17 protein-coding genes and 2 tRNA genes are annotated in these 18615 nt (G+C 51.3%); 5 read left to right on the plus strand and 14 right to left on the minus strand.

What is annotated here, in order from left to right:
- Together VKV18_RS09085 and VKV18_RS09090 are read right to left on the minus strand one after the other, a co-directional pair.
- Positions 1–250, minus strand: a 250-nt coding sequence (locus tag VKV18_RS09085; protein ID WP_324203889.1) for a hypothetical protein, incomplete at its 3' end; no start/stop codon positions are given.
- Between the two features lie 4 nt (positions 251–254).
- A complete protein-coding gene (locus VKV18_RS09090) occupies positions 255–2483 on the minus strand; it encodes a YfhO family protein (protein WP_324203890.1) in 2229 nt (742 codons plus the stop codon).
- 90 nt (positions 2484–2573) lie between these two features.
- Between VKV18_RS09090 and VKV18_RS09095 the strand changes: the two genes are divergently transcribed.
- Positions 2574–3323, plus strand: coding sequence for an MTAP family purine nucleoside phosphorylase (locus VKV18_RS09095; RefSeq protein ID WP_324203891.1), 750 nt, complete (start codon positions 2574–2576; stop codon positions 3321–3323).
- Positions 3324–3391: 68 nt separating this feature from the next.
- Positions 3392–3775: a Rid family detoxifying hydrolase gene (locus VKV18_RS09100; protein ID WP_324203892.1), complete on the plus strand. Its 384-nt coding sequence runs from the start codon at positions 3392–3394 to the stop codon at positions 3773–3775.
- Positions 3776–3906: 131 nt separating this feature from the next.
- On the opposite strand, the gene ftsY is transcribed toward VKV18_RS09100, so the two are convergent.
- The 5 genes from ftsY to VKV18_RS09125 all read right to left on the minus strand — a co-directional run bounded on the left by ftsY (position 3907) and on the right by VKV18_RS09125 (position 10214).
- Positions 3907–4803, minus strand: coding sequence for a signal recognition particle-docking protein FtsY (ftsY, locus tag VKV18_RS09105; protein ID WP_324203893.1), 897 nt, complete (start codon positions 4801–4803; stop codon positions 3907–3909).
- A 45-nt stretch (positions 4804–4848) separates the two neighbouring features.
- Positions 4849–6009, minus strand: coding sequence for a carbohydrate ABC transporter permease (locus VKV18_RS09110; RefSeq protein ID WP_324203894.1), 1161 nt, complete (start codon positions 6007–6009; stop codon positions 4849–4851).
- Positions 6010–6182: 173 nt separating this feature from the next.
- Entirely contained in the window at positions 6183–6680 is a 498-nt protein-coding gene (locus VKV18_RS09115) for a helix-turn-helix domain-containing protein (protein ID WP_324203895.1), read from the minus strand.
- A gap of 46 nt (positions 6681–6726) precedes the next feature.
- Positions 6727–7737: a tyrosine-type recombinase/integrase gene (locus tag VKV18_RS09120; RefSeq protein ID WP_324203896.1), complete on the minus strand. Its 1011-nt coding sequence runs from the start codon at positions 7735–7737 to the stop codon at positions 6727–6729.
- Positions 7734–10214, minus strand: coding sequence for an extracellular solute-binding protein (locus VKV18_RS09125; protein WP_324203897.1), 2481 nt, complete (start codon positions 10212–10214; stop codon positions 7734–7736). The genes VKV18_RS09120 and VKV18_RS09125 overlap by 4 nt, the downstream gene beginning before the upstream one ends.
- A gap of 200 nt (positions 10215–10414) precedes the next feature.
- On the opposite strand from VKV18_RS09125, the gene VKV18_RS09130 reads away from it, so the two are divergent.
- Complete coding sequence (locus tag VKV18_RS09130) at positions 10415–10723, plus strand: hypothetical protein (RefSeq protein WP_324203898.1); 309 nt, start codon at positions 10415–10417, stop codon at positions 10721–10723.
- Between the two features lie 16 nt (positions 10724–10739).
- On the opposite strand, the gene VKV18_RS09135 is transcribed toward VKV18_RS09130, so the two are convergent.
- The 3 genes from VKV18_RS09135 to VKV18_RS09145 form a co-directional block, all read right to left on the minus strand.
- The gene (locus VKV18_RS09135) at positions 10740–11264 is read right to left on the minus strand and encodes a hypothetical protein (protein ID WP_324203899.1); all 525 of its coding nucleotides are present in this window, start codon (positions 11262–11264) and stop codon (positions 10740–10742) included.
- A 77-nt stretch (positions 11265–11341) separates the two neighbouring features.
- Positions 11342–12019 (minus strand): 16S rRNA (guanine(527)-N(7))-methyltransferase RsmG, encoded by a 678-nt coding sequence (gene rsmG, locus VKV18_RS09140; RefSeq protein WP_324203900.1) that lies wholly within the window; start codon positions 12017–12019, stop codon positions 11342–11344.
- Positions 12016–13032 (minus strand): RluA family pseudouridine synthase, encoded by a 1017-nt coding sequence (locus VKV18_RS09145; RefSeq protein ID WP_324203901.1) that lies wholly within the window; start codon positions 13030–13032, stop codon positions 12016–12018. The genes rsmG and VKV18_RS09145 overlap by 4 nt, the downstream gene beginning before the upstream one ends.
- Before the next feature lie 268 nt (positions 13033–13300).
- Between VKV18_RS09145 and VKV18_RS09150 the strand changes: the two genes are divergently transcribed.
- Positions 13301–13921, plus strand: coding sequence for a hypothetical protein (locus VKV18_RS09150; protein WP_324203902.1), 621 nt, complete (start codon positions 13301–13303; stop codon positions 13919–13921).
- 40 nt (positions 13922–13961) lie between these two features.
- On the opposite strand, the gene VKV18_RS09155 is transcribed toward VKV18_RS09150, so the two are convergent.
- Both VKV18_RS09155 and VKV18_RS09160 read right to left on the minus strand, forming a co-directional pair.
- Positions 13962–14047, minus strand: a tRNA-Ser gene (locus VKV18_RS09155).
- Between the two features lie 35 nt (positions 14048–14082).
- Positions 14083–14155 (minus strand) — tRNA-Arg (locus VKV18_RS09160).
- A 118-nt stretch (positions 14156–14273) separates the two neighbouring features.
- On the opposite strand from VKV18_RS09160, the gene VKV18_RS09165 reads away from it, so the two are divergent.
- Positions 14274–15248 carry an ornithine cyclodeaminase family protein gene (locus tag VKV18_RS09165; RefSeq protein ID WP_324203903.1) on the plus strand — a complete coding sequence of 325 codons (975 nt, stop codon included), beginning with the start codon at positions 14274–14276 and terminating at the stop codon, positions 15246–15248.
- 3 nt (positions 15249–15251) lie between these two features.
- On the opposite strand, the gene VKV18_RS09170 is transcribed toward VKV18_RS09165, so the two are convergent.
- Both VKV18_RS09170 and VKV18_RS09175 read right to left on the minus strand, forming a co-directional pair.
- Positions 15252–17651: a response regulator gene (locus VKV18_RS09170; protein ID WP_324203904.1), complete on the minus strand. Its 2400-nt coding sequence runs from the start codon at positions 17649–17651 to the stop codon at positions 15252–15254.
- Positions 17648–18613: a hypothetical protein gene (locus VKV18_RS09175; protein WP_324203905.1), complete on the minus strand. Its 966-nt coding sequence runs from the start codon at positions 18611–18613 to the stop codon at positions 17648–17650. Before VKV18_RS09175 ends, VKV18_RS09170 begins: the two co-directional genes overlap by 4 nt.
- Between the last annotated feature and the right edge of the window lie 2 nt (positions 18614–18615).

The raw sequence follows: 18615 nt of genomic DNA on the forward strand, positions 1-18615 counted from the left end.
GGAGGTGGAAGGTGAGGATTTGGGCATAGTGGAGGTAGGGCATGATGAGGTCGTTATTGAATTCATCGGTGGTGGTATGGTGGAAGAGGAGGAGGTTTCTGGCGTTATGGAGGTAGAAGCCTTCATCGGTGAGGAGGGCGCTGCTCCAGGAAAGACGAGGATAGGCATCGCTGGCTAACGCGTAGACACGAAAGAAAACCATAAGCCCAATGGCTATAAGTACAAAAAAGCAGAACAGAGGCTTTTTCAAACGATCAGTTCCTAACAGCACGAAGAGTGCTCCTCCATTTTCGGATGTATTGAGAGATGGCGATGCCGATCAATACCGATAAGGTTAATAGAGATACGTAGCTTCCAATGGTGAAAGTAGATGGGCGGTAGGTAAGACATATGTGATGTGCCCCTGGCCCGAGCGGAAATCCCATAAACGCCATATCCGCGGAATAGATGGCTATATCATGACCGCTTTCGGTGGCGTGCCATCCGGGTTGAGCGGTTATGGAACAGACAACAAATGTGGGGTGCGTTGTTTTTAGAAATACCGATAGCCTATCTGGCGACTCCCACATAGTCTCAGCGACAACCGATTTTGAGGCTATTACCGAATTACGTTCCCATTGTGGAAGTATTCTTTTTACAACAGCCTGTCTGAGCGGGTCGAAATGCGGAGAAGCCATAATGGCTTCCTGTCGCATGGGGTTATCGGCCACAAGGAGCTGTTTCACGGTCCAAACCTGTGGGTGGGGATAGAGGTTCAAATAGGTTCTCAGCGGGCCGTAGCTACTTCTTCGAGCCGCGATAAACCATGGGCTCGAAAGGTGATAGATACGTGGCAGCAGCAGGGTAGAAACGTTCATCAACGATGCCAAACGGGCGGCGTTAGGTTCCCCAAGGAAGAGCGCAACGCGTACCATTCCGTCAACACGTGCCGCTGCAGCAATGGGGACGGGTTCGTAGGCGGAAGCAGAAGGGAGATTCACATCCATATTGAGGTTGGGGAGGAGTGTACGTAGTCGTAATTGTAGGAATCGCCGAGAAGTCTCGCCGTAGTCCGCGTAGCCCTCGGTGACGAAGCGGTTCCAGTAGGTGGCGTGTTCTGGCGTATAGATTCGCGAAGTAGCGGACGGCGGAATCGGTGTCTGTATATGCGCCAAGCGATCTGGAGAGACCATAGGCAGCCAATCCGTTGAGTAGTATACGAGAGGAAGGGCGGTAAGTATCACAAAAAGGCATGTTATGTAGACCTCCCCTGTTTTTTGTTTCCGGCTTAGATAGGCGTTATAGCCGTATGCGGCCAAGGAACAGGCTGCGAAGTGGAAAATAATCAGGAATCGAGCCGGATCGTGAAAGAGGGAGATACCCGGTAATACATAGAAGGCAACCCAAAAAAGGCCGCCCATAATGCCGAAGCTCATCCATAGCGCTAGAAGCAGCGCTCCCAGCCAAAAGCGGACATCTGCAGATCGCCTCCAGAACAGCAGGGCATATCCGATAAAGAGTAATGGAATCCACCCGATAAAAACGGCAACTTCCCAGGCGTTCCCTGCTCCCCAATAGTCGGCATCGGCCGGGCTGCCGAAGAAATGAGGAAATAGCAGTGTGAGAAGGCCAAGGGGATGGAGTACAAAACGATTTGCTTGCCAAGGAGTAAGGTGCTCGCGTGAGCTATCGAAAGCCAGTTGCAGGACAGGCAGCAGTTGGCAGCTGCTTAGGAGTATCCCTCCAACAACTCCTGCAACACAGCCACGTAAAGTCTGCCGATCGTCACATGCTGTCAGTTTCACCGGTGCGGAAGCGGTTTTAAGCTCCCGAAGACGAAAAAGAAGGTAAGCACCAAGCAAAAGAAAGGTAAGATAGGTTACCTGGGGATGTGCCGCGAGGACTAATAGACCAACGATGAGGGTAAGTTGAAGGATGCTTAATGGTTTGCGTACATGGAGTGCTTTCTCAGCGCTATAGAACACCCCTGGAAGGTAGCACAGACTAAAGAGCATCGGAGGAAACTGGGCTTTCCCTAAGAAAGCCCCACTACCAACGAAGACGATCGCTCCGATAAGGGCAGCATAGGCGCTTTGTGTTCTCAGCTTCAGGAAGCCATAGAAAAATAGAGAAGCAAGATACGTGTGAATCAGAACGGCTAAAGTAATATATTTCCACGGCGAGAGCCAAAGCAGCAGGAAGGAAAAAGGGTAAAGTAAGCCTATCTGGGGGTTGCCGGCATAAGGTTGTCCGCACAATAAGAAAGGGTTCCAAAGAGGCAAACGTCCTTGTCGTATCTCCCTAGCAGCAAAATGGGCCATGGGCTGGAAATAGTAGAGGATATCCCCCCAATAGAGAGCTTTACCTTCAAGAAATTCGCGATAAAGTAGCAGAGTGTAACCGAGTAAGATAAGGAAAACTGTCGCTTCGCCGAAGCGCTGAGGTATTCTACTGTACCGAGCGAGCCACCGATTTCGGCTTTCCGAAGAAACGTTGAAGGACATTATCTAGATAGCGCATCACATGATGCAGGGAGTTTAGCACGCTTCTGAACAATACGTCAATATCGCCTATTCAGCAAGGAGAGAGCGTATATGAGTAATCTGGCCATCATAGGGGGCACCGGATTCGAGAATCTACCACCAGAATTTTTTGGAGAGACTGTGTCGGTGCACCTAGCCAATGCAGAAGTAAAAGTAATCAGTATTGCGGACAATTATGTTGAGCCGCAAGCTCTTTACTTTCTACCTCGTCACGGAGACACGCATCATTTGGCACCGCATCAAATTGATTATCGAGCGAATATAGAGGCCTTGGTCGAGTTGGGAGTAAACAAAATTTTGGCAACTAATGCAGTTGGCAGCTTGAGAAGCGATCTCCCCCCTGGGACGCTCCTTATTCCTCATGATTTCATAGACTTTACCCGTCAGCGAATGCTAAGCTACTTTGTCGGTTCAAAATGGCGACATACCGATTTTTCTGAGCCGTATAGCCAGCTCATTCGGAACGCTATCACTCGTGCCGCAGAGGATCTCGATGTTCCGGTTGTATCGAGAGGGGTATACGTTGGTGTAGATGGCCCGCGTTTCGAAACTCCGGCGGAGGTACGCATGTTCGCGCTTGTGGGAGGCGATGTTGTCGGAATGACAGGCGTACAAGAGGCGATATTTGCACGTGAGGCCGGCATCGAATATGGCACCCTATGCTTTGTGACAAATTATGCGGCCGGCCTTAGTCTCGAACCCATTGAGCACGAGGCTGTCTCGAAAATGATGCAAGATCATGTTCCGACGATTCGGGAAGTGTTATTTCAAGCGGCGCACCTCCTCTGTGATCTGGAATAATTTCACGGGGCGGTGATTTAGGGGGTATTCTGATTACAGCGATACAGTGATGCTTTAGGGAGAGGGTCATGGAGAAAATTCCGGTGTATACAGGGTCGGGACTACCCACAGCGCCCTATACTCCAGGGATACGTGTAGGGAACCTGGTTTTTGTATCTGGGCAGGTGCCGCTCGATCCAATCACCCATCAGATAGTGCGGGATGACTTCGAGCGAGCTGTGCGACAATGCATCGAAAATGTACAACGAGTTTTGGTTGAAGCGGGCACGAGTTTAGAACACTGTGTGAAAGTGACCGTTTTCCTAAAAGACATGGATAACTTCGAAAGGCTAAACAAGGTGTATGCCGAGTATTTCGGTCTGGTAAAGCCTGCTCGAACCTGCATTCAAGCAGCTCGTCTCCCGCTGGATGTGGACGTAGAGGTCGAGGCGATAGCCGTGATTCCCGGTTGATGGAAGCTTTACAATAGGGGATGGCCTTTTGGCGGTGCGCCAGAATGTCCGATAATGTTAAATATGTTTTTTTTGAAGCCCTATAGGGCTTCAAAAAAAACATCGCGCGGCGCCTTCGGCGCCGCTGCTCCCTACTCCCCCAACAACCTATCCACAAAACTACGCGCGTCAAACGCTTCTAATGCCTCAACGCGCTCTCCTGTCCCTACCAGCTTTATCGGTAACCTTAAATCGTCGGCAATGCTAAGGACAATTCCCCCGCGCGCCGTCCCATCTAGCTTCGTCAATACGATCCCTGTAATCGGGATAAACTTCATGAACAACTTCGCTTGGCTTATGGCATTCTGCCCTGTCGTCGCATCAAGAACCAAAAGCACTTCGTCCGGAACGCGCGCAAGCTCTCTCTCTGCAATGCGATGGATTTTCCGTAACTCCTCCATTAAGTTCACCCGCGTATGCAAACGCCCTGCCGTGTCCGCGATGACATAGTCCGTCCCCCTTGCACGAGCAGCTCGAATGGCATCGTAAATAACAGCCGAAGGATCGGCTCCCTCACGATGCCGCACCAAATCGGTTCCCGTTCGTTGTGCCCATACCGCCAGTTGATCAATAGCAGCCGCCCGAAAAGTATCCCCCGCTGCAAGTATCACGCTTTTCCCACGGCTCTGTAACATATAGGCCATCTTCGCGATCGTGGTTGTCTTCCCTACCCCATTCACCCCAACAATAAGATAGAGAGTGGGCGGAGAAGGTGCCTCCTTAAGACGCATATTGGATGGATCACCCAACTCCAATACGGCGATCATCTCCCGTTTCAAAGCTTCTACCGCTTGCTGAATCGAGCGGATACCTTCTTCCTCTACCGCACGACGAAGGGCACCTATCAGACGCTGTGTCGTCTGCACATTGATGTCTGCCTGAATGAGCGTGGCCTCAAGTTCCTCGTAAAGCTCCTCATCAACCTTCCTACCCCCCGCTACAACCTGCTCGATGGTGTTTCGTATCTTTTGGAATAGCTGAAAAGGCATCTCACTCCTTCTCCATAACACTTTCACTGCCATTATAGCCGATCTTCATCCCTTAATGCCCGTGAGCGTAACCCCCTCGATGAAGTAACGTTGCGTGAAGAAGAAGAGCACTAAGACCGGAAGCATAACCATCGTAGAGGCCGCCATCATCATCCCTGGCTCTCCCCCATGCGCATTCTGGAAAAGTTGAAGCGCATAGGCTAGCGTTTCATGGGCAGGAGAGCTGATGTAGATCAATGGCCCGCGAAAATCGTTCCAAGCTCCCATGAAAGTCATAATGGTGACGGCGGCCAGAGCCGGCTTAATCTGTGGCAGCATAATGCGCCAATAGATCATATAGAATGAACAACCATCTATCTTTGCTGCATCTTCCAACTCGTTAGGGATGCCAAGAAAGAACTGGCGCAACATGAAAATATAGAACGCTGAACCAAAAAAGGCCGGCACCCATAACGGCTTAAGCGTATCTATCCAACCAAGCCAGCGGAAAATTAAGAAGACCGGCATCATTGTGACTGCCGATGGCAACATCATCGTCGCCAGCACGAGCATGAAGAGAGAGTCTCGGCCCGGGAACCTCAGGCGGGCAAAACCATAGGCAACTGTCGAAGCAGAAAACAAGGCTCCCAAAATAGATAGCACCGTGATCTCAACCGTATTGATGAGGAAAACCAGCCCATAATGGGTTTCAGGTGGAAGAAAGCGCAGGGCATCAGAGTAGTTCTGCCATTTCGGCGCAAAATGCCGTACCTCATGCATTGCCGTGCTTGGAATCCATAAGCGCTGCCCGTGATAAATCCCTTTTGAAATCACTTCCACAGGCCGAACCCCATGTGCAACATCACCTAGCGCCGCCACACGAAGCCTGTTCCCGTGATATTCCACCCAATACACTGGATACTCGACCCCACGCAGGCGTACCTTATCTTGTTGCGTGGGTATCCAAACCGGCGGGAATCGACTCATCTGAGAATCATCTTTCAGCGAAGTGGAAACGAGCCACGCAAACGGAATCAAAAAAAGTATCGAGCCGGCGATGAGAATCATATGAAGGATCGTCTGACGAGCCGATTCCCTCATGTACTTTAAGCTCTGCCAGGAGAAAGTACGGCGCACAAAAAATCGGTATATTCCCCACTCAACGACAAGGCATGGGACCAAGCTTATTAAAGTCTTCCACACAGGTGTAAACGGCAGCACAGCCATTATCAACACCCAGAGGGGCAGCAAACAGGCTAATAGGAGCGCAATAGACCGTGCTCGCGCATGGAGAGCGCCCAACAGAAGGGGGATCCATGCGCCTACAAACACAGCAGCGCCTAAAACGGCTAGCACAACCCATATCGGTGCTAATGCAGAACTGTACATCTCCTCTCTCCTCAACCCCTATTGCTATTGTCATGCTTAAGAATGCGCCCCAATAACGTAGGCAGCCCCCGCCTGCCGTTACCAGGTTCATCCGACTGTTGATGCATCGCCTCTTGTCCCTTAGCCTTCAGCAAATCTATAAGGGCTTGCTGAAGCCTTTCGTTGGACTGCAGTGTATCTCTCAACAAGGAGTAGATTCTATCTATCTCAAGATAGAGCCGCTCTTGCTCATGCAGAAGGCTGTTCAGCAAGGCAGCAAGGCGCTCAAATCGCTCGTCATATTGTCTAAATTTTTCAGACATTTGACTGACATCATCAGACATCTCACGATTTGGCAAGTTGGTTTCGGGCAAAATCACGCGGATTTTTCCGGACACATCGTCTGTCTTTAATTTGCCATTTTTGACATACCGATAGATCGTACGCTCGGATACGCCAAGCCGTCGAGCGGCTTCCGTAATGGTTACCCCACGACAGACATGACCCCCATTTTGATCGGCGGAATGCATTTGCGTGTCCTTGGAGTGGTCTCGTTTTTAGGCTTGATAATGAGTGTTATACAGACTTCGACGATTCGCCCTCAGATAAATACCTCGAAAGCGTCTCACTGATCTCCCCCTGTAAATCTTGCCGATTGTCGTCATAAATGCGCAGCGTCTCTAAACGCGCATGGCGCGAAAGACGTTGAACCCGACGAATATCGCCTTGCGAAAGATCAAGGGCTAAAGTGATGGCCGTGTGCCGTAAACGATGCGGACTAATAGGCTTTCTTATCCCACAGGCCTTCGCCCGCGCACGGACGATCTTGTAAACTCCATCGGCAGTAAGAGCTTGCCCTCGGTGGCAGTTGCTCAAACTGATGAATAAGGGCGCAGTGACACTCTCCGCGTGCCCGCTAGCACTGAGATAATCCCTGAGAGCCTGCTGCAAGCGTGGAGAAAGGCGTACTATCTCTTTTTGGGTTCCGCGTCCTTTACCCGTTATGGAGAGTGTTCCTTTTTCTGCCTCATAGTCGCCAACGCGCAGGGCTACAATTTCGGCGCGTCGTAATGCATTCTCCAAGAGGAGTAACAGCAAAACGACGTCACGCTTCCCAACAAGCGTCGTAGTATCTATGGAATTCACCAGTTCACGAGCTAAAGCGCCATCTATACCGGTGGTGTCACGATAGGGCCTTATCCGCTCTCCCACAACACGCCCCTCTAAGACCACATCCGTCAAGCCTATACGCCTTGCGAAGCGTACCAGACTTTTTACCGCAGCTAGCCTTCGATTTACGGTAGCCTCTGCCAGCCCCCGTTCCATGAGATTGGCCTTGTAGCGGAACAACAACATGGTCATTTCAGAAACCGGTAGGTTCAAAAACTGCCGTACATACTCCGGCGACGGCAGGGATCGAAAGCTAAATCGAAAGAAGTCGTTGAGGTCGGCAGCATAGGCGCGACGGGTGTTCTCACTTCTGCGGTCAGCAAGAAGTAACCTAACAAGGTCGTGCTGCTCAAGCTGCCCTTGCAAAGCATCCGCATTCTCTGTTTCGTTAAGGGCAGGGTCAAGCTGTAGGTTCATCGCTTCTCCGCCTCGTAGTAAACCCATTTAGGTGCTAGCTTTAGCTGGATAAGGGTAAGCAAAAGGATAATAACAAATAGAAACCATGCTAATGCCGAAGCAAAACCCATCTTGAAGTACTGAAATGCGTTCTTGAAGAGGTACAGCACAGGCATGAGAAGACTATCCAACGGGCCGGCCGGTTGACTTAAGTCGCCGCCGGAAAGCACATAGACACTATCGAACTGTTGTAGCGTGCCTATGATGCCCATGATCACATTGAAGAAAATGTAAGGGGAAAGCATAGGGATGGTGACATGGCGAAACTTCGCCCACCAGCCCGCACCATCAATGTCAGCAGCCTCATAGAGATGTTGTGGGATACCTTGCAGACCGGCCAGCCAAAGGATCATCCCCGAACCTGCTCCCCATAACCCTTGCAGAATGAGCGCCGGTTTCGCCCATGCAGCATCTGCTAACCATCCGGGAGGTGCCAGACCAAACCACCGATCAAGCGTCGCTCTCCAGGCAGCATCAATTAGCCCTCGATTCGGGTCGCCGTTGAGAAGCCATATCCATAAAACGGCACTGGCGACTACCGGAACAATAGACGGCAAGTAAAAGGCAGTTCGATAAAAGCTCATACCCTTCACTTTCGCGTTGAGAAGCATGGCAACCGAGAGGCTCGTGACGATCCCCAAAGGGATGCCGATGACAGCCACATACATCGCATTGAAAAGGGAAACACGCAGGTAGTATCCATCGTCACGCCCAAACATCTCGGCATAGTTATGCAAACCAACCCATCGAGCCGGATGAAGGACATCGTAATCGCAAAAGCTGAAGTAGAGTGACGCGATCATGGGTCCGGCGGTAAATATCAAAAAGCCTAGCAGCCAAGGCGCGATGAAGACATATCCCGCGATCGCCTCCGCCCTTCCTAGTTGCCGCATATGTCGAATCTGGAACACTCGCCACAAGGCAAGGCCAAGTACCATGCACCCGGTTACAATGCTTAAGGCAATAGGCACAGCAGCAGGAATCAATGGATAGGTATCCTCTTCAAACACTTTGTCAAGCTCATGTTGCACAACGCGTGTCGCTTCATCTAGAGCCGCTTGTGGGGACTTTTGATGGTGCGTTGCAACATCCATCGCCCTCACCTGCTCGTCCCACAGTCGCTGCCCCACAAAGGTTACCGGTCGAAACCGCGCATGGTCCATCATAGAGATAAACAGTCCCATGGCCTTTTTGAATTTTGGGTCTTTAGGGCCATATTTAGCAAAGACAACCTGGTTCGTCACCCGATTCGCCGACAAACTCGGTACAAAGGGACGTCCTTTGGAAGCATCATACTCTCTGGTAGCTTCTGCATCAATTAAGGCGGCCTGCGGGCTTGTCATCCATTTAATGAACTCCCAAGCAGCTTCAACATGGCGTGCCCCTCGAGGGATGGCATAAGAAAATCCCCCGGCCCAAGTCACAAAGGTATCCTTGTCGTGAGCAAAACGGCCACGATGATAGTACCGGTCGGCCGGCACCGGGGCGGGAGCAACGCCGAAATCAAGATCAGGTTTGTATCGCGCAATGGATGCCGGAACCCATGAACCGTCTATTTTCATTGCAACCTTGCCCGTCAAAAAAGGATCGAGTTCGTTGGGCTGAAATCCCGACTGGAAGGCGCTGATTTTGTCAATACCGCCTAATGCATCGTAGACTTTTACCATATAAGCCAATGCCTCAACATTGGGTTTGGCATTCATCGTACAGCGTTTACCATCAGGCGACATAAACTCGCCATCGTTCTGCCAGGCGTACAGATAGAGCCAAGAGTTCCCGTAGTTCGGGATAAAGCCGATACGGTTGATCGTGCCATCGGGATTATACTTCGTGAGCTTAACGGCATCCTGTAGAAGTTCATCCCAAGTGCGTGGTGGCTTGGGGTTCCCGTTCGAGTCTACAATTCCAGCCTCACGAAACAGCGCTTTATTGTAAAATAAAGCCCTGTCGTCTGTGGAGTCGGGTATGGCAAACACATGCTTCTCTCCAGTCTTGGGGTTTGTATAGGTCGCTTCGCGCCAACAGGCCGGGTAGTAATCTTCTGGCCGAACCCCAAAAGGCTTATTCCGATCCCGAGCAATGAGATTATCCAAAGGCAAAAATGTATCTCTCGAAGCCCAATCCCCTATTGTGAAGCGGTCTTGATGGATAACATCCGGAGGCACTTTGCCGACAATAGAGGTCATTAGCTTCTGGGGGTCCATGTTTCCGGCTCCCATACCCAGCACGCTTACGACAATGTTTGGGTGCATTTTTTCAAATGCCGCGATGCGTGCCTCTAGCCCTGCCGTCTCCTCGCCGAGCTGCATGCCCCATACCACTAATTTGATCTTGCCGGGTGGTACTTCAGGCGCAAAGCACCCCTCCAGAGCACATAAGGCAGCAACAACCATGACAGTACAGATAATTTTCGATATTCTCAGTTGCCAAGGGGACATCTGTTCTTCCTCTTCAAAACTGCTCTGTTTCAGATTACCCGAAATACCCTATCCCCAGAGAACCCACTGCTCTGCACAAGAGAGAATACCCTTAAAATGCTGCAACCTAAATTTGTCCCTTGCGTAGTAGTATATAAATGATTGACGGTACATCAGGTTTGACAGCCGTTCAAAATTCGCCTTGCTGAAGGAGACTCTCTATGCTTAGCTTCTTTCTTCTGTGGGTACTGCCCATTTTGCTTGGCATCGGAGCGCAGTGGGTATCTGGCAAATGCCGTGGAAGAAACGCTCAGAAGGCATTCCGCTACCTCGGATGGGGCTTCTGGCTGCTTCTACTATGGGCACTGCCTCTGGGTCGGCTTATTCCCTTTTTCCCAGGCTTCCTTGAGCCTTTATTGCTCCCCATTAAGCTGATTCCCTCTGCGATTCTGTTTATCTTGGCAGGGAATAGCATCTTAAAGGAGATGCGTGCGCAGCAACGCGGCGAGTATACAGACCCTGCAGTATGACGCTCCTTGATATAGGCTACTGCACCACGAGGTCTACAGCAGAAAAGTGCTCATGGCCAGCTATCTGATAGGTATTTTCGCTCTGGATGCGAATTAGGTAGGTGCCGGGGTCTGTGATCCGGAAACGAATCATGCCGGTGGCCACGGCATGAGGTTTAAAATCCATGGTGAAGCTGTTATCAACGACCCCAGCCGATCCGCTCGGATCGGGCACCGGTTTCTGGCCGACCTTCTGCTCACGTACCACAAAAAAGTGAACACCTACATCTTTAAGCACACCGTGCGGATATTCGCACTCCATACGCCAATGCACTTTCAGCTCACTACCTGCCATCACGGTGAGCACGGGCCGCTTGTTTAGGCCCCCTTCCGGTGGCGTTTCGTCGGTAAAGGCTTGGACGCTCTGTCCACCCGAAGATACGGTTAGCAGTATCCCGAAATGTTCCGCCCGGGCAAGAGCTGCTTGATGTCCGGTCAGAGTGAAAAGCCATCCGAAGCCAACGGCCATCAGAAGAAACAGTGTTAATCGCTTTTTAGGCATTTTTACCTCCAGGTTCAAAAAGAGACTAGAAAAGTTCCTATTTTATTTGTTTCCGCACAGCGTAGCTGCTTTCCTGCCTACAAGTTGCTTTGCTTTCTCACCAGCACGAACTTCCTTTCGACCCCAATAAACGGCAACGTAACGGTGACCACTCTATCTAAAGAGCCACCAAACGCCTTGACCCTCGCTTTCGCCTTATCCAACTCAGCATCCACATCTAAGCCTTTATAAGCGACGGCATAGCCGCCCGACTTTACAAAGGGCAGAAGCCACGGAAGCAGCCGTTCGAGAGGGGCAACCGCTCTGGCAACGGCAAAGTCGTACGTATTGAGATTGGAACCTACCTTAGCAAAGTCTTCTGCCCTATAGTGAAAAGCGATCACATTTTGGAGATCAAGGACTTCGATGACCCTGCGTACGAACTCGATCTTCTTGCGTGTACCATCTATCAGCACGAAATGGAGAAGCGGAAAGGCAATGGCCAGTGGAATGCCGGGAAATCCAGCACCAGTTCCTACATCAAGCACCCTCGCACCTGGAGCGAGATGCACAATCTTAGCAATCGCAAGAGAATCCAAGAAATGGAGTTCAATCATCCGGTCTTCGGGGATACGCGTAAGATTCATGAATCTATTGGTTTCATAAAGCAGAGACCCAAAAGTTGCAAACAGCTCGCACTGCCTCTCATCGAGAGATATCCCCAATTCTCTAGCCCCTTCTAGCAGTCGCTCGGGTTGCCTCAATGTCATCCTCATTTGGCCTTGCCCATAGGCACAAATATCTCTTCTAGGGCCGTGATTAACGCTTGCATAGGTTCTGGTGGATCGGCCTGAAAACACAATGGTTCTCCTGTGACAGGGTGAACAAACGCTAGTGAATAGGCGTGCAGAGCCTGACCTGGCAGCCTCTCTAACAGACCCTCTAGTCTCTTGCGTATGTCAAAAGCAACCTCCTTCTGAGGTAAGTGCCGCTCTCCCCCATATACCGGATCACCCACAACAGGATGGTGAATATAGGCGCAGTGAACCCGAATTTGGTGGGTTCTTCCCGTCTGTAACTTCGCTTCGAGGAGGGTAAATAGCGAACCAAAACGCCGTAACACCTTTAGCTCGGTCCTCGCCTCACGTGCCTTGTGCCGTGTATCCTCAATGACAGCCATCTTTTTACGATCCACGGGATGCCTTCCTATGGGGGCATCTACAATTGCTTCGTCAAATTTTGGCGTTCCCCACACTACTGCAAGGTAGCGCCTTTCCATCTGCCTTGCCTGTAGCTGTGCTTGCAACTGGCGAAGTGCTCGATCGGTTTTTGCAACCACAAGCAGACCGCTCGTATCTTTGTCAAGACGATGTACGATACCAGGGCGCTCGTCGCCACCGGCATCTGAAAGCTCATCGGTATGAGCCAATACCGCATTAACCAGCGTGCCATGAGGAGTGCCGGGAGCAGGATGCACCACCATGCCTTGAGCCTTGTTGATCACGAGGAGCTCTTCATCCTCATAGAGAATTGTTAACGGTATCTCCTCCGGCTGGAGCGTGGTAGGCTCTGGCGGCGGAATCTGAATGGTAACTTCATCCCCTCCCCGCAAACGATAACTAGGGCGTGATGTCTTGCCATTAACCCAAATCCCTCCCCACCCTTCTGAGGTCTGTTCAATCCAGCGGGCGGCCAAGGAACGGGAAATCTGCGGCACCACCCGCACAATGAACCTATCAAGCCGTTCGCCTTCCTCCGCCCTCGTAATGGAAAACACTCTTGTTTCCAAAATCTTCCTCCCGACTCCTACTACGCAAAACATACCTCAGGAAGAAGTCCTCCTGCAACATTCGCCCACTCCAAGCGACTAAGATAATGACAGGGAATGGCTTTGGATGAAACTTTTTTCAGGATTTACCTATTATAGTATATAGATGCACGAATTCGCGAACTCTGCCAACATATTCAAAACAGAGTCAAATTTGTGCTTCGCCCAGTCACAATGAGGTGGACGGCAATTATGAATATAAACCTTCAGGAAAGGATAGAGACACCTCATGGGCAAAAGTATCGAAAAATATGCGACCATCTACGTCGCTCTCGGAACCGTTTTGGGAGCGTGGCTCCTTCTCCTGTTTGTTCCTAGCCACTCGCTCAAACAAGCTCATGCATCCAATGGAGCCGCAACGATCATACAACGGGCCGATGAAATCTGCTCGGAAAGTTTCCTACACTGCACCGCGCTAACGCAACCCATCTATCACCCCAAATACTACTGGGCCGGCCCTCGAAGCCAATCCTACGACATATGGGAGACCACGGGGATCACCCCTAGCGGCCCCGTTCAAATGATATTCGACGCCCACTCTAACAACCTAACCTACTTCAACCGTGAAAACTATCAGGCGGTATGGGATACAACGCTGCCAGTTACCGTAAAAACCCAAACCCAAGCGGCTTTCGCAAGCGCCAATATCCTCCAGACATTACATCTTATCCCTCAAGGTGCCTCTCTTCGGCTTGCAAGAGCGCCTTCTCTGCTCTGGGGAGGTAACGTGTGGGAAACGATTTGGGTGCTTCACGCTCCAAATCAGGTTCCCTCTCGAATCAGCCTCACCATTGCAAGGCGCGGCGGGAACCTTTTGAATTTAATTAGACGGCGCCTGCCCAAATCATGAGCAGGCGCCGTTTCTACACCGCTAATTTACCGGTTCCCAACGGAGAGAGTGGGATTCGAACCCACGGGGCCGTTTAGGCCCACGGCTTTTCGAGAGCCGCACCTTAAACCACTCGGACATCTCTCCAAAGCATATCTAGCCGTCTCGAAAGAGAGCGGTAACGCCGTCGGAGGGAATCGAACCCCCGACGCCCTCCTTAGGACGGAGGCGCTCTATCCACTGAGCTACGACGGCAGATTCGATTCTCATTTTCTCATAACCAGGCCGATTCTGTCAATCTCTGACCTTTTCATACGCTACCTCTGAATTTAGGATACAATGATTATCTAGAGGCTACTGCGGAGTGAATGGAATGACTCTTTTTCTTTCCGAAAAACAGGTTTCCGAACTGCTTACCATGTCGGAGGCCCTCCAAGTCGTTGAGGAAGCCTTTCGACATGTCGCCGCTGGGGAGGTGATTCAACATCCACGCCGCCGCATCATCATGCCGAGGGGCATCTATCATATGATGGCGGCAGCCGATCTAAAATCGGCAACATTTGGGATTAAGCTTTACACTTCCTTCCCCCCTCGCACGCGCTTTCTGTTCCTGCTCTACTCATCGCAAAATGGGGACCTGCTGGCCGTTATGGAAGCCGATAAACTCGGCCAGGTGCGTACCGGAGCCGCCTCGGGCATCGCTACAAAACTCCTCGCCAACCGTGCCGATCCACTGTGTGTTGGCCTCTTTGGCTCCGGTTGGCAGGCCGAAACCCAGATAGAAGCTGTCTGCACAGCCTGCACCGTGAAACAAGTGCTCGTTTATAGTCGTTCCCCCGAACGTCGTGAGGCTTTTTGCAATAAGATGGGCACACTCCTACAGCAAGATATAAGCCCTATGGAATCTCCCGAAGAGGTTGTGCGCAATAGTAATGTGATCATTACGGTAACCAACTCAAGAAGTCCTGTGTTTCAAGGCGAATGGCTTCAGCCGGGTACCCATATCAATGCTGTCGGCAGCAACATGCTTATTCGTCAAGAGTTGGATATAGAGACCATACGTCGCTCCGACCTTATCGTCGTAGACTCCCTCGAGCAGGCACGCCTCGAAGCCGGCGATCTCTTACCGGCATTTGAGAGAGGTTACTTCCGATGGGAACAGGCTATGGAGCTGGCGCAAATTGTTCATGGGAAGCATCCCGGTCGCACGAAACCAGAACAGATCACCCTCTTCAAATCGCTTGGTATTGCATTAGAGGATGTTGCAGTGGCCACCCATGTCTATAAAAAAGCGCTTCATCAAGGCATCGGTGAGGAGCGCTCATTTTGGACCGAGCCATTGTCGTAAGCTCTAAATAAGTCCCTTTTCAATAGCCAATCTCACGGCCTCCGTTCGGTTAGAGGCGCCAAGTTTCGCATAGATATTTGACAGATGATGTTCCACAGTTTTTGGCGCGATGAACAGCTCTTGAGCTATCTCCTTGTTTCGCGCTCCCTTGGCAACCAAACGGAGAACTTCTAGCTCTCTTTCATTGAGTTCAGAATCCCCTCCACTGTCACGGCGATGGGATTTTAACTCGGTAAGCCAAGCGCTTACTCCGGGCGACAACACCACTTCACCCCGATGCGCCGCCTCAATGGAGGATACAAGTTCCGATGGAGTAGCATCCTTTAGGAGAAATCCTCGAGCACCCAAACGTAATGCCGCTGCCACCGAGTCTTCGGTAGGAATGCTCGCTATTAAAAGCGCCGTTGGAGAGGGTTCCAAACTTACGATCCGCTCAAGCGCAGCTATGCCTCCCCCTCCGGGCATCTGCAGATCGAGCAAAACAACATCCGGGCGAAGTTGCCGTGCTTTTTCTACAGCCTCATCTACATCTCCCGCCTCACCCACCACGAGGAAAGGTCCTGTTTGCTCAAGCACGGCACGCATCCCCTGCCTTGTTAAAGGATGATCGTCTACAATAAGCAGACGAATGCTCTGCGATGATTTCTCCGACGGTAAACTCTCAACCACAACCTCTTGTTTCTTGGGTAGTGCCGGCAAGCTGGTGCTGCCTGTTCTCTCAGGTGGTGCCTGACTCGTCGCCAAATCCGACGGCGTTTCATAGGGCAGTCGAACGGTTATCTGTGTGCCCCACCCTGGGGTGCTCTCAATCTCCAACTCCCCCCCGAGGGCGCGTGCCCTTTCCTTCATACCGAAAAGTCCATAGCCACCCTGTCGGTTTGGTGCCATCGGCTGCGTAGCGTCAAAGCCAACTCCATCGTCTTCAATTCTCAGGATCACAGCCTCCGGCTCATAAAGCAATCCGGCGCGCACACGGCTCGCCTGAGAATGGCGCAAGGCATTGTTAAGAGCCTCCTGCGCGATTCTCAAGAGCGCAAGGCTTTGATCTCTTGATAACGGCCTCTCGTTGCCGGAGATCACAAACTGGGTCAGTATGCCGGCGCGTTCAAGTCCTTGTAGTTCCTGTGTGATCACTTGTGCGGGTGTCATTGTCTCAAGTTCAGGAGGTGAAAGAGCCTCAATAGCACGCCGTGTGTCGGATAGCGCTCCGCGTGTTAGTTCGAGAGCAGCACTCAAAAGCTTCTCGGTCTCAGTGATGTTCTCTTGCTGCAAAAAACTCTGTGCTGTCTCCAACGTCAAAACCAAAGCCCCTAGCGATCTGGCGACCGTATCATGCATCTCTCTACCTAACCTTGCACGCTCTTGAAAAGTGGCATATCTTCGCTGCTCCTCTAATAGCCTCGACATCGCAATCCCAAGCGTGGCGATATCGGCCAGCGCCTGAAAAGCCGCAGTATCCGCAGGCGCAAACACCCGCTCGTCCCTCAAATAGATTACAAGCGCCCCACCGATCTGATCGTGAAGTTGCAACATCGCCATCCAAACTGCACGAATTCCTTCCTGCAGAAGGCGTTGTTGCATCTCAGGGGTTACCACCGAACGGTCGTTTACCGTTCGATAAATTGGCACCGTAGAGGCGAAAGCACGCGGCCTAACGCTTTTACTCGCGATACGGGCAATATCGCGACCAAACTCCGCAGAGATGTTTCGCAGGGCTACCGGTTTGATCTCGTTCCCATCCTTCAAAAACAACCCCACCATCTCTACGCGAAACCGACTTGCCACCATCTCCAAAAGCATCTGGCCAATATCCTGAAGAGATCGTTCCTCAAGAATGGCCGCAATCACGTCACGCAAATACTGGCGTCGCTGTATCTCTTCCTGATAGGCGTTTGCGAGACGCTGTAGTTCTACAAATAGCCCTACTCGTTGCGAGACCGCACGTACCCGTTTACGCCATTCTGGCGTTTCTACATCCGCACTTGGTTCTACCTGACCTACGAGAACCGCCAAGACATGCTTCTCAAAAAGCAATGGCACGATCAGAATGCGATCGCAGAAGCGCTCCGACAACGGAGTCGGCAATAACTTCGAGTCCTCTATAAGCTGATGTTCCCCCGTTCTGATAACCGTAGCAATAGCTCCGGCATCGTCTAGCGGAACCCCCCATAGCCGAAAATTCTCGTCGGTATAACCTACCGTTAATACTCCACAAATGCGCTGCTCGCCAGGCACATGCGACAGGGCCACCATGTGGGTACATTCAAGCGCCTTTGCGGCATCCTCCACCGTTTTCCGTACGACTTTATGCAGCTCATCAGGCTCGAGCGGCACACCCGCAACAGCAGATATCCCTCCATACCCATAGGTGCTGACACGGTTGTCAAACCCTGCGTCCGTCATAGCTCGCCTACCTCTTCAGACCTAGTTTGCAACCACGTGCGAAAATCAGATGGCATCAGCTCGGCACCGGCATTCTGAAGCAGGCGATTACCCTCTCGGCCTGCCTTCGCAACGCAAACGCATTGCCCACGCCGGATCGCCCGCAAACATTCCTGATACAAAACCCCATTTTCGCGCACATCGAGTGCAACAACGACATCGGAGAGAGCGATAATCAGCTGATCACGGCGACGATTGTGCTGCCCTAAACAGTGGTCGTCCAACCGAAATGGGGAGAGTACAAGGTCACGCTCATCGCAGAAATCTATAGAATGAATGCGGGCAGCAGAAAAGAGGGCCTGATCAAAATGCTCCCCCATAGCCTCACGAAGCCCTCGATCAAGAAGATAGATCACGGGGTGACTGTCGCGCTGTGCTGTCAATGCGAGCCTTTGATATGGAAGCCGATCATGACCGGTTACCGGAATGCCTTTACAAGCAATGAGTTCCGAGGCGATCCTTTCGAGCGTTACATAGGTCTCTTCACAAGCACCGTTTGAAACCAAGATAGTAAACGTAAAGCTTCTTGAAGAGTTGTCTAGAAGTTTATAGTATCCTAACCCGTAGAGAATAGGTGGCGGCGAGGGATCGTAGGTCTCTAACCGCGCAGGATAGGTTAGTTGGGCACGTGTTACACAGTGCAAATTATAAAAGCGAACAACACGTGCAAGGGCCTCGGCCTTCTCCATGAGAGGCTCCTTATGAGATAGGAGATATGCGATTGCGCGAGAAGTCAGGCCGAAGCGTTCCCTCAGTTCAACGGGAGAAAGATTCAGAAATTGTCCTGGTGTTACCGGTTCTACTATAAGGCGACTGAGAGCCCGATCAATCTGCTTTGGGCCAATATAAGGCACATGATGGAGCAGTAGCGCCATCTTCAAATAGTTGAAATTGGGAATGGTTTCGCGAACTTTATCGCTCATGT

The organism is Chthonomonas sp. (assembly GCF_035294505.1).
GTDB lineage: Bacteria > Armatimonadota > Chthonomonadetes > Chthonomonadales > Chthonomonadaceae > Chthonomonas.